The organism is Flavobacterium tyrosinilyticum, assembly GCF_023656565.1.
Taxonomy (GTDB): Bacteria; Bacteroidota; Bacteroidia; order Flavobacteriales; family Flavobacteriaceae; genus Flavobacterium; species Flavobacterium tyrosinilyticum.
In genome coordinates, this window is record NZ_JAMOKG010000001.1 from 1,757,286 (window position 1) to 1,767,497 (window position 10,212).

The 10,212-nt window shown below is 33.8% G+C and carries 12 protein-coding genes and 1 rRNA gene; 11 read left to right on the forward strand and 2 right to left on the reverse strand.

The genetic code is table 11. The features are described 5' to 3' along the window. The first annotated feature begins 21 nt into the window (after nt 1-21). The 7 genes from NCC77_RS07725 to NCC77_RS07755 all read left to right on the forward strand — a co-directional run bounded on the left by NCC77_RS07725 (nt 22) and on the right by NCC77_RS07755 (nt 5,627). Nucleotides 22-633 carry an ExbD/TolR family protein gene (locus tag NCC77_RS07725; RefSeq protein ID WP_095928222.1) on the forward strand — a complete coding sequence of 204 codons (612 nt, stop codon included), beginning with the start codon at nt 22-24 and terminating at the stop codon, nt 631-633. Between the two features lie 19 nt (nt 634-652). Beyond that, nucleotides 653-1,213, forward strand: a complete 561-nt coding sequence (locus tag NCC77_RS07730; protein WP_250835046.1) for an ExbD/TolR family protein — start codon at nt 653-655, stop codon at nt 1,211-1,213. Between the two features lie 38 nt (nt 1,214-1,251). After that, nucleotides 1,252-2,052, forward strand: a complete 801-nt coding sequence (locus tag NCC77_RS07735; protein ID WP_250835047.1) for an energy transducer TonB — start codon at nt 1,252-1,254, stop codon at nt 2,050-2,052. Continuing rightward, nucleotides 2,052-2,279 (forward strand): hypothetical protein, encoded by a 228-nt coding sequence (locus NCC77_RS07740; protein ID WP_095928219.1) that lies wholly within the window; start codon nt 2,052-2,054, stop codon nt 2,277-2,279. The genes NCC77_RS07735 and NCC77_RS07740 overlap by 1 nt, the downstream gene beginning before the upstream one ends. Nucleotides 2,280-2,284: 5 nt before the next feature. Beyond that, entirely contained in the window at nt 2,285-3,208 is a 924-nt protein-coding gene (locus NCC77_RS07745) for a PstS family phosphate ABC transporter substrate-binding protein (protein WP_250835048.1), read from the forward strand. A 16-nt stretch (nt 3,209-3,224) separates the two neighbouring features. Continuing rightward, a complete protein-coding gene (locus tag NCC77_RS07750) occupies nt 3,225-4,892 on the forward strand; it encodes a tetratricopeptide repeat protein (protein WP_250835049.1) in 1,668 nt (555 codons plus the stop codon). A gap of 102 nt (nt 4,893-4,994) precedes the next feature. Next, nucleotides 4,995-5,627: a 7-carboxy-7-deazaguanine synthase QueE gene (locus tag NCC77_RS07755; protein ID WP_198855500.1), complete on the forward strand. Its 633-nt coding sequence runs from the start codon at nt 4,995-4,997 to the stop codon at nt 5,625-5,627. Nucleotides 5,628-5,703: 76 nt separating this feature from the next. On the opposite strand, the gene NCC77_RS07760 is transcribed toward NCC77_RS07755, so the two are convergent. Together NCC77_RS07760 and NCC77_RS07765 are read right to left on the reverse strand one after the other, a co-directional pair. Then, a complete protein-coding gene (locus tag NCC77_RS07760) occupies nt 5,704-6,249 on the reverse strand; it encodes a YfiT family bacillithiol transferase (RefSeq protein ID WP_250835050.1) in 546 nt (181 codons plus the stop codon). A 21-nt stretch (nt 6,250-6,270) separates the two neighbouring features. Further along, entirely contained in the window at nt 6,271-6,978 is a 708-nt protein-coding gene (locus NCC77_RS07765; protein WP_250835051.1) for a class I SAM-dependent methyltransferase, read from the reverse strand. 71 nt (nt 6,979-7,049) lie between these two features. On the opposite strand from NCC77_RS07765, the gene NCC77_RS07770 reads away from it, so the two are divergent. The 4 genes from NCC77_RS07770 to NCC77_RS07785 all read left to right on the forward strand — a co-directional run. Next, on the forward strand, nt 7,050-7,544 hold the full coding sequence (locus NCC77_RS07770; protein WP_198855503.1) for a YkgJ family cysteine cluster protein: 495 nt from the start codon (nt 7,050-7,052) through the stop codon (nt 7,542-7,544). Nucleotides 7,545-7,646: 102 nt separating this feature from the next. Next, entirely contained in the window at nt 7,647-8,882 is a 1,236-nt protein-coding gene (locus tag NCC77_RS07775; RefSeq protein ID WP_250835052.1) for an ABC transporter permease, read from the forward strand. Between the two features lie 524 nt (nt 8,883-9,406). After that, nucleotides 9,407-9,595 carry a hypothetical protein gene (locus tag NCC77_RS07780; protein WP_250835053.1) on the forward strand — a complete coding sequence of 63 codons (189 nt, stop codon included), beginning with the start codon at nt 9,407-9,409 and terminating at the stop codon, nt 9,593-9,595. A 311-nt stretch (nt 9,596-9,906) separates the two neighbouring features. Next, nucleotides 9,907-10,212 (forward strand): 16S ribosomal RNA (locus NCC77_RS07785); the annotation flags it as partial.

Below are 10,212 nucleotides of genomic sequence, written 5' to 3' on the forward strand. Positions count from 1 at the left end.
AAAAAAATAAAATAAAAGATAATGGCTAAAATAAAAATGAAAAAAAAGTCTACATCGACAGATATGACTGCGATGTGTGATGTAGCGTTCCTTTTGCTAACGTTCTTTATTTTGACCGCTACTGCTAAAGTGCCTGAGGCATTGCCTGTAGATATGCCTGCTTCTGTTGCAATAAGTAAACTGCCAGATACTGATTTGGCTATTATTACAATAGGAAAAGGGAAAGTATTTTTTGACATCAAAGGAAGAGAAGTTCGTAAAAGAACTCTTGAAGGAATGGGTGCAAAATATGGTATTGAATTTTCAGAAGAAGATAAAACCAAATTTGCTCTTATGGATGATTTTGGTGTGCCAATTACAGGTTTGAAGCAAATCATTGATATGAAAGCGGCTGACAGAACCAAAGCAAACCAGCCTGGAATTCCTTTGGACTCATTAGATAATCAATTAAAAGAATGGCTTCTAATTTCTAGAAGAGCTACAATTGATTTGGATGACAAAGAATTGCAGATTGCGATTAAAGGAGATGCTAAAGAAGAATATCCAAGAATTAGAAAAATTATGGATATTTTGCAAGATCAGAAAATCAATTCCTTTAACTTAGTTACTGGTAAGAGAGGAAGAGACTTTTAATTAAAAAATATACACTAAGATGGCTGAATTAAATACCGGCGACGGCGGTGGTGGTAAAGGTGGTAAAGTAAGAAGTAAAAAGCAGAATTCGAAAGTCGATTTAACAGCGATGGTGGATTTGGCATTCTTATTGATCACATTCTTTATGCTAACTACTTCGTTGTCAAAACCTCAATCGATGGATTTGTCATTGCCAAATAAAGATGATGATCCAACTAAGAAAACTGAGGATACCAAAGTAGACGAGAATCGTACTATGACAGTAATGTTAGGTGGCGATAATAAAATGGTTTACTATATGGGGTTATTGGCGACACCAAAAGTGGGGCCAAAAGATATTGCATATGGTAAAGATGGTATCCGTAGAGAATTGTTGAAACAAAAGAAAAATGTTTTAGCATATTCTGCAGCTTTAGGGAAACCTAAAAACGGAATCATTGTGATCATTAAACCAACTAAAAAATCAAATTACCGTAATTTGGTTGATATTTTGGACGAAATGGCTATCACTGGAGTTGAGACGTATGCAATTGTTCCTGAGTTTACACCAGAAGAAGCAAAAGTGATAGATAAAAAATAAGAGTGATCTTAGTTTTATCGACTTAAAAATCAAGAAGTATGAAATTAGATATTATAAAAAATCAGTGGCTTGATATCGTATTCGAAGGACGTAATAAGATATATGGAGCATACGAGCTGAGAAAATCAAACGGAAAAACAACTGTGAAAGCACTTGTTATTGGTTCTCTTATCTTTAGCGCTGCTATTGCTGCTCCTCTTATCGCGAGTTTGTTGCCAGACTCAACAGAAGAAGAAGAGGTAAAAGAGGTTAAGATGGCTGCGGTAAAATTACCTCCTAAAAAAGAGGAAATTAAGCCTAACATGCCACCGCCACCGCCGCCACCACCAAAAGTGGATCAGGTTAAATTCGTTAAACCTGTGGTTGCAAAAGCGGAAGAAGTAACTGAAGACCCACCAAAAATTGTTGAGTTAAAAGACAAAAAAGTTGGTGCTGAGACTATCAAAGGAGATCCAGATGCAGTTTTAACTGTTGATGAGCCAGTTGGAAAAGGACCAGTAGCAGAGGTGGTACAAGAAGATAACACTGTATATAACACAGCTGGTATCGAAGTAAAACCAGACTTCCCAGGAGGTATTGAGAAATTCTACAAATTCGTAGGAAACAACTACAAAACTCCAGAAGAAGAAGGCTTAAAAGGTAAAGTTTACGTTACGTTTGTAGTTGAAAAAGACGGGTCATTAACAGATATTAAAGTTTTAAGAGATATCGGTTATGGTACAGGAGCAGAAGCAATTCGTGTTCTTAAGAAATGTCCAAAATGGACTCCCGGCGAGCAAAATGGTAAAAAAGTTAGGGTATTATACTCTCTTCCTATTACTATTCAATCTGCAGAATAATGTTAAAAGATATGCTTAATAATATTCAGAAGAAATCGCTCAAAGAGCGATTTCTTCTTGTTTTAGGAATACTGTTTTTTTTAATTTATCTTGTGCTCGGTTTAATGATTATGTTTTGGGAAAAACTCCCGCTTAACATGGAACCAAAATACAGATACGCTTTTGGTGGATTACTAATTGTGTATTCTGCAATAAGATTTTTAAGATTAATTAATTCAAAAGAATAATAATTATGTTGAAATATAGTAAGCCTTTAGGTTTGGTTGTTTTTGTCTTTTTGTTTGCCATGTGCAACCAAAAAAGCAAGAATGAAACTGAAAAAGAGACCATTTTGAAAGGATCACTTGATCTTGCGGTTGACGAAACGGTAAAACAAATTGTGGACGATCAGATTGCTGTTTTTGAAGGTACTTACTATGATGCAAAAATTAAGGTAAAACCAGAATCAGAAGCTGAAGTAATTAATGATTTGTTAAATCAAAAGGCTAAGGTCGCAATTACAACTCGCGATCTAACTGTAGAAGAAAAAGCTCGTTTTGACAAAAGTAAAATTAATCCAAGAGTAACTCCTTTTGCTCATGACGCTATTGCTTTTATTTCAAGCAAAAGCAATAATGATACATTAATCGCGTTGAAAACTGTGATTGATTTCATGCAGGGCAAAACAGATGGCAAAATTAAAGGCCTTGTTTTCGATAATCCTAATTCAAGTACGGTTCGTTACATGAAAGAATTAGCAAAAGTGAATGAAATACCTAAATCTGGAGTTTTCTCATTTAAAACAAATAATGAAGTAATCAAATTTGTTTCAGAAAATGAAGGAATGATTGGTGTTATTGGTATTAATTGGTTTTATCAGCCAACTCCTGACATGACAGAGACTGTTAATAAAATTAATGTTCTTTATGTTAAAGGTTTGAACAGTAATGAATATTATAGTCCAACTCAAAATGACTTGGAAATTGGAAAATATCCTTTGGCACGTGATTTGTTTATTATCAATTGTCAAGGTTATTCTGGACTAGGAATGGGGTTTGCTTCATTCATAGCAGGGGACATTGGCCAAAGAATAGTTTTGAAATCAGGCCTGTTACCATACAAAACTCCAGGGCGAAAGCTAAAAATTAGAAATGAAATTATAAAAGATAAAGAATAAATTAATTACAATAAAGATGAATAAATTTAAAATTTTAAGTCTTGCATTAGTTGCTTCGGCTACCGCGGCAAGTGCGCAAGATATCAACCAAGCGAAGAAGGCAATTGATGCTGAACAATTTGATAAAGCAAAAACGATCCTTAAATCAATTATCAAAACTAAACCTTCAGATGGAGAAGCAAATTTTGTTTTAGGAAATGTTTATTTAAATCAATCAGTTGTCGATTCTGCAAAAATCTATTACAATAATGGATTACAAGCTTCAGATAAGAAAAATTTAAGCTACATTGGTTTAGGACAATTAGATCTTGATGCAAAGAATACTGCTGCTGCTCAAGCTAATTTTACGTTAGCAACCAAAGACATGAAGAAAAAAGATGTAAATGAATTTATTTACATTGCTAGAGCTTATATGAATTCTGAGAATCCAGATTATAAAAGTGCTACTGACATCTTGAAAAGAGCTTTATTAGTAGATCCTCAAAATGCACAAGCACTTTTGGCAATTGGAGATGCTTACTACGGAGCAAACAACCAAAACGATGCTTACAAAGCATATCGTGATGCTTTTACAGCTGATAATACTTTATTAAGAGCGAAAATGCAATTAGGAGTTTTATTAAAAGGTGCTAAATCTTACGATGAAGCAATTAAATCTTTTAATGAAGTTATCGCGTTAGATGCTAATTACGGACCAGTTTACAGAGAACTTGCTGAAACATACTACAAATGGGCAAGAAACAAACCTTCTACTGCTAAAGTTAACTTGCAAAATGCAATTACAAACTATGAGAAGTACTTAAGTTTGACAGATTACTCTCTTGATTCTAAAATGCGTCATGCAGATTTCTTAATCTTGGTTAAAGATTACAAACAATTAGAGACTGTTGCAAACAAAATGATTGCTCAGGATAAAGTAAATCCTAGAATTTACAGATATTTAGGATATGCTGCTTACGAAAATGGAAATGTTGATGTAGCTATTAAATCTATTGAAGATTATATCAAAGCTCCAGGAAACAAAGTTATTGGTAGAGATTATTATTATTTAGGTTTGGCTAAAATCAAAAAAGGAACTGCAGCGGATGGTACAGTAGATCAAGCAGCTTTTGATGCAGGTTTAGCTGACATCAAAAAAGCAGTTGAATTAGAGCCTTTAGTAGTAGAAGAATTCGCTGATTTCGGAAAAGAGTTATTTGGTAAAAAACAATACGCACAAGCAGCTGCTATTTTTGAACTTGGAGCAGCTAATTCTGAGTCTAAAAATTACTTAGATGACAGTGTTTATTATGGAATTTCTTTATACTATGGTAATGCTAGTAAACCAAAAGAAAGCCGTGATACTGCTGCTTTAGGGAAAGCTGATGCAGCTTTTGATAAAATTTTAGTAACTGCTCCTAGCTATGATGAAGCGTACTTGTACAAAGCAAGAATTAATTCTTTATTAGATAAAGATGATTTGATCATTAAAAACTACGAAGAATACGTTACTAAAATTTCAGCAAAAGGTGCAGAAGAAGTGGCTAAGCCAGCTGTAGCTAAGAAATTTATTGAAGCTTACAATGGTATTGGTGCAGCTTATGCTAATACAGATAAAGCTAAAGCTATTGAGTATTTTAATAAAACTTTAGTTTTAGATCCTGCAAATTCATACGCTACACAATCTATAAAAGCTTTAAAATAATTATAAGTTTAAAGAGAATATAAAAAACCGATAGTTCAATTAACTATCGGTTTTTTTTGTTCCGTATATTATTGACTATCTTTGCACTCTTAAAATATTAAAATGTTACCAAAAGAAATACAATTAGAAGTAAATAAAGGAGCAATGCTTCCTTTGATGGAAGAATTTTATACCATCCAAGGAGAAGGTTCACATACAGGACGAGCTGCTTATTTTATTAGAATTGGTGGATGCGATGTAGGATGTCATTGGTGTGATGTGAAAGAAAGTTGGAACGCCGAGCTTCATCCGCCAACAAGTGTGGATTTAATTGTTGAAAATGCTGCAAAATATGCTGATACAGTTGTAGTGACTGGTGGAGAGCCTTTATCTTGGGATATGACACTTTTAACAAAACGATTAAAAGAAAAGAATTTAAAAGTACATATCGAAACTTCTGGAGCTTTTCCGTTATCAGGAACTTGGGATTGGATTTGTCTTTCGCCAAAAAAGAACAAATTGCCAACACAAACCGTGTATGATAATGCTCATGAGTTAAAAGTGATTATTTATAATAAACACGATTTTATTTTTGCAGAAGAGCAGGCAGAATTAGTAAACGATAATGCAATTTTATTCCTTCAGCCAGAATGGAGTAAAAAAGAAGAAATGACTCCGCTTATTGTTGATTATGTCATGAACAATCCAAAATGGAGAGTTTCATTACAGACACATAAGTATCTTAATATTCCATAAAACAAAAAATCTCTTCGATAGAAGAGATTTTTGTTTTATACAAGTATACAGTTTTGTGTAAAAAATATACACCCGATTATTTCCAATTTTTATAATTTTTCAAGACGGTAATGTGTGCTAGATGATGGTTTCCATGCCAGGCATACATTCCGATAATTTTTTTGAGTTTGTTTTCCGAATTATCTGAAGGATGTATAAACGTTTTTTCTAAATCAGATTCAGATAAATTTTTCATAATATAGCCTAGTCTGAAATGAAGTCCTTTCAATAATTCCAAAGTTGGTTGAATAGGCATTGTTAAACTATCATTTAGTTCAGACCAAAGAACTTCGTCGTAAGCTTTGATAACTGGATTGTTCTCTGTTAATGTCCATTTAATTCTGATAAAACAATGCATATGGCTTTCGGCGCAATGATGAATGACTTGTCTCACGGTCCATCCGTCAGGACGATAGGGCGTGTCTAATTGTTCATCTTTTAAATGAATCGTTTCTTTTGCTAATCTTTCTGGAAGAGTTTCAATTTCTTTAATTTTTTCAGAAAGGTATTCTGCTGAAAAATTTTCTGGAGCAATAAATTTCCCGATAGGATATTTTAATTTCTCTAAATCTAGTTCTTTCATAGTTTTTTTTATGGTTTATTTTTAAATGGTGAGCCTGGCTAAATAATCATAATGCTCGCCCTCTAGAACAAGTTCACAATTTAAATCATTGGCAATCGCTGCATTTTGAAGCGTGTTATAATCCAAATACAACCAATCAAAAGGTTCTTCTTTTTCTCCTTTATAGCTAATATTAAAAACGAGCTCTCCATAATAATCATTTTCAGACGGAATCCATTTTCCGCCATCTTCATCCTCATCAAACATATAAATGATATCCGAACTGTCAATTAAAATTTGTCCGCCAGGATTTAAAAGAGATTTTAGTTTAGTTAAATAGGAATTGCAGTTTTTTAACTGGCCAAAAATCCCTGTTCCGTTCATTAGAAGTAAAATTGTATCGAATTTTTCTCCATCAAAATCGAGAATATTTTCAACTTTAGCATTTTTTATTCCTCGAAGACGGCAAGTCTCAATTGCTTTTTCCGAAATATCAATAGCTGTTACATCTAAACTGCGTTCATTTTGCAGGGATAAAGCATGACTTCCAGCTCCGCACCCTACATCCAATATTTTTCCTTTTGCCAATTGCAAAGCCTTTTGTTCAATTTTCGGCATTTCGTTATAAGAGCGGAAAAGATATTCGACACTCATTTCATCTTCTTCAGAAATAGAAGTTTCAGTAATAATGTCTTCAGGTGAATTTTTGGTGTAAAAATCAAATATTGCTTTCCCAAAAAGATCTTTCATTGTTTTAGTTCAAAGTTAAGGTTTCAAGTTCAAAGTTGTTTAATTTTGCAAATCAACTTTAAATACTAAACTTGAAACAGATTTTAAATAATTTAAGTAAGTTAGCCAAAGATAAGCATAACGAGAATAAAAAGTATTTCGATAAGCTTAAAAAGAAACCGCCAAAGAATTTAGATTACATTATGCAAGATTTGCATGATGCCGAATTTAAAAGAACGGATTGCTTGAAGTGTGCTAATTGCTGTAAAACGACAGGGCCATTGTTTACTTTGGCAGATATAGAACGAATTTCTAAACACTTTAGACAAAAGCCTCAGCAATTTATTGATCAGTACTTGCGAATTGATGAGGACAAAGATTATGTTTTGCAAAGTGTTCCATGTACGTTTTTAGATAATGAAAATTATTGTATGATTTATGATGTACGTCCGAAAGCCTGTAGAGAGTTTCCTCATACAGATCGAAACAAATTTTATCAGATTTCTAATTTAACTTTGAAAAACGTCGAAATTTGTCCAGCAGCATTCAACATCGTCGAGGAAATGAAAAAGAAGCTGCCGTTATAATGGAATAAATAGGCAATTGTTTCTAATAATATCTTGATTTCCTCTTTTAAAATTTATTTTTGAGAAAGGAAATAATTAAACAACATAAAGAAAACTCATAATTTGAATTTAGAATATTTCATAGCCAAAAGACTTATTACTGCGAAAGATTATAAAAGCAGTATTTCGGCGCCGATTATAAAAATTGCGATTTCTGCAATTGCAATCGGAATAATCATGATGATGGTTTCTGTGGCCACAGGAATAGGCTTGCAGAAAAAAATTCGCGATAAAGTTTCTGCTTTTAATGGCCAAATCATAATTTCTAATTATGACAATAATAATTCAGAAGTTACAACAGTTCCAATTTCAAAAGAACAAGATTTTTATCCTAATTTTAAATCGGTTCCAGAAGTTAGCCATATCCAAGCAGTGGCCAGTAAAGCTGGAATAATTAGAACAGAAAATGCTTTTGAAGGAATTATATTTAAAGGTGTCGGAGCAGATTACGATTGGAATAATATTAAAGAATATATTGTTGAAGGTAAACTTCCAGATTTTGCGAAAGCATTGAATGAAGATGTTATTATTTCAAGATTTCTTGCAGATCGTTTAAATTTAAAAATTGGAGACCAGTTCAATACTTTTTTTATAAAGGAAGAGCAAGGTAAACTTCCAAATAGCCGTAGATTTAAGATTGTAGGAATATTTAATTCCGGATTCCAAGATTTTGATGCAACATATATTATCGGAGATATCCGCCATATTCAAAGAATCAATAAGTGGAGTGAGAGTCAAGTTGGAGCATTTGAGGTTTTTGTAAAGGATTTTAATGAAATTAAATCCACAGGAAATAAAATTTACGAAAAAACCTCTTCTAATCTAGATACACAAACCATTGTAGAAAAATACAGTTATATTTTTGACTGGCTTAAGCTCTTTGATTTTAATATAGTAATCATTTTAGGGGTCATGATTCTCGTGGCAACAATTAATATGGTAGTGGCATTGCTGGTTCTCATTTTGGAAAGAACTCAAATGATTGGAATTTTAAAATCTATGGGTGCAAATAACTGGTCAGTACGTAAGATATTTTTATATAATGCCTTTTATCTAATTCTACGTGGACTATTCTGGGGAAATTTGATCGGAATTTCAATTCTATTAATACAGCAGCAATTCGGCATAATTAAGCTCAATCCAGAAAACTATTATGTAAATCAAGCGCCAGTTTATCTAAATTGGATGTATATACTATTATTAAACCTGCTTACGGTTGGTGTTTGTTTCTTGGTGCTATTAATACCTTCTTATATAATAACAAAAATATCACCTGTAAAAGCGATCCGTTTCGACTAAGTAAAAAGTAAAGCATAATATCCAACCCGACAGTTTTTCAAAACCTGTCGGGTTTGTTTTTTTTATGCATATGTATAAGGGGAGAATCTAGATTGTCAGGCTGAGCGAAGCCGAAGCCTTTTTAGCGGCAGCATTTGGAATTTGGAGCTTGAAAATTGAAATTTTGTTATTTATTAGGAGCCTGATCCCGCTATCCGCTCCAATCTTTTGCTTTTTAAAGAAAAAAGCAAAAGGATTTCCGCTTCTATCGGGGCTAGGGCACTAGTTTTCAGAGGCGGCTTAAAGGGAAAAGGGCGGGTTTTGGAAGCAAGAGAGGGGAAAACTTGACGTTTTGGCGCCTTTACGGGATTAAAAACGGAAGATGTCGGCTTTTGAAAACATGGAATTTCTTCAAAAAACGGGCTTAAAGGCTGAAAACTCCATAAAAAGGGAATGCCGAAACTGGCGGAAAATGCCAAAATAATGAAGATGTGCAGAAAAACCTCACAAGTATTCAAAAAAGTTTAAAATGTAAACAGGCTGTTATGAGTGAGTTAAGAAATAAAGCAAAAAAAGATGGGAAAAATGTAAAAGAAAGTGTTGGAAATGTAAATAAAGGTTCTACTTTTGCACCCGCAACAGCGAAGGCGTTCATCGAAATACTGGCAGGAAAGGAGAATCTGGCGAAAAGAAATTTTCAGAAAAAAAGATTCGAAAAAGCTTGCGAGATTTGAAAATGCTTTCTACATTTGCACCCCGCAAAACACGGAAAGTTCATTGATAGATTGGAAGAGAAATTAGAGAAAACGGGATTGAAAAGATCTCAAAAAAAAACTTTAAATTTTTCTTGCAGGAAACAAAAAGAAGTTTTAGTTTTGCACCCGCTTTGAGAGATAAGCGAAAACAAAAGAAGACACGTTCGTAGACATATTGAATTGACAGCCGTTCTGAAAGAGATTTCAGAACAAAAAGAATAAGAGCAGTAGAAACGGAAGATTCGAAAAGAACCGGTAGGAAAAGCATCGACTATATAATATTAAAATATACGATGAAGAGTTTGATCCTGGCTCAGGATGAACGCTAGCGGCAGGCTTAACACATGCAAGTCGAGGGGTAGAAGTCTTCGGATTTTGAGACCGGCGCACGGGTGCGTAACGCGTATGCAATCTGCCTTTCACAGAGGGATAGCCCAGAGAAATTTGGATTAATACCTCATAGCATAATCAAACCGCATGGTTTGATTATTAAAGTCACAACGGTGAAAGATGAGCATGCGTCCCATTAGCTAGTTGGTAAGGTAACGGCTTACCAAGGCTACGATGGGTAGGGGTCCTGAGAGGGAGATCCCCCA